Source organism: Kitasatospora sp. NPDC056446 (assembly GCF_042796115.1).
In the GTDB taxonomy this organism is placed as follows: Bacteria; Actinomycetota; Actinomycetes; order Streptomycetales; family Streptomycetaceae; genus Kitasatospora.
On the sequence record NZ_JBHTRF010000247.1, the window covers coordinates 1 to 1165 of the forward strand.

Genomic DNA, 1165 nt, shown 5'->3' on the forward strand with positions numbered 1-1165 from the left:
GGCGCTCGACCTCGGTGTTCGCAGCGGGCACGTCCAGTCCGGTCGCGGCCTGTGCGGCCGAAGTGTCGAAGCAGTAGGTGGCCACGCTTTCCGCGTAGCGGGCGGGGTAGCGGCGCATGAAATCACACTGCAGGCCGGACAGGTCCTCGGTGGCGATCAGCTCGGGTTTCCAGGCGACCAGTCGCTGCAGCAAGGGCTCGAGCAGGGCCGGCTGGAAGGTCTTGGGCAGCCCGGACAAGTGGGTGCTGCCCAGTACCAGCACTTCGTTCGGGCGCCCGGCGGGCGGCCCCTTCAACTGGTCGGGATGGAAGGTCGGGCGATAGGGGGCATCGGCGGCCAGGGCGCCGGCGCTGCACAGGCCCAGGATCAGGAAGCTGGCCAAGCGTGTGAACATGCGATCTCCGTGTCAGTGAACGTCCTGCAGTCCGCTGCATGCTGGCCATTTTCATCTGCCTCGGAATCTCCCGTTGGTCATGCAAACCTTTTCGGCTTGAACTGCATCGGCGTTCGGGCGAGGCTGTGCTCAATGAAGGCAACGACGACCCATATCCCGCGTCCCAGCGACTGGACCATCGGCAGCCCGCGGCTGAGCCTTCGGCCCTTCACAACGGATGACGCAGGCGAGGCGTTCATCGCGATCACGCCGGGGCTGACCCGCTACATGGCGTTCGATCCGCCGGCATCGGAGCAGGCATTCGCCGTGGTCTGGCGCGCGTGGTTGCTCACCATCGCTGATGGTTCGGACTTCACATTCGTCATCCGCCGCCGCACGGACCACACCTTCCTTGGCTTGGCAGGCCTGCATCGCACCGGTGATGCGGAACCCGAGTTGGGCATCTGGATCGCTGAATCGATGCATGGGCAGGGCTATGGCCGCGAAGCCGTGTCGGCGGTGCTGGCGTCCGCGTCCCTGCGGCTGGACTGCGCCGCATTCCGTTACCCGGTAGCCGAGCAGAACGCGCCCAGCCGGCGCCTGGCGGAATCCCTCGGCGGTGTCCCCGTCGCGCGTGAACAAGCTGTGAAGTACATCGCGGTTGTCTACCGCATCCCCGCGATGGCGTCGCAAGTTGCGACGGACGTCGCGGAATCCCGCTAAAGCCGCCCGCCCCATCGCCGATATCCCCTCTGGATCCCGCTCCAGTCACCCGCTGCAGGACCCCAGGCC

The 1165-nt window shown here is 66.6% G+C and carries 2 protein-coding genes; one reads left to right on the forward strand and one right to left on the reverse strand.

Annotation, left to right across the window (positions count from 1 at the left end):
- The coding region (locus ACFQ6N_RS41045) for a hypothetical protein (protein ID WP_380659228.1) at window positions 1-382 on the reverse strand (382 nt) is incomplete at its 3' end.
- 144 nt (window positions 383-526) lie between these two features.
- On the opposite strand from ACFQ6N_RS41045, the gene ACFQ6N_RS41050 reads away from it, so the two are divergent.
- On the forward strand, window positions 527-1096 hold the full coding sequence (locus ACFQ6N_RS41050; RefSeq protein WP_053450125.1) for a GNAT family N-acetyltransferase: 570 nt from the start codon (window positions 527-529) through the stop codon (window positions 1094-1096).
- Window positions 1097-1165 lie beyond the last annotated feature (69 nt).

Coding starts and splice junctions, on each gene's coding strand:
- ACFQ6N_RS41050 (WP_053450125.1), top strand. CDS start 527: ATGAAGGCAACGACGACCCATATCCCGCGTCCCAGCGACTGGACCATC.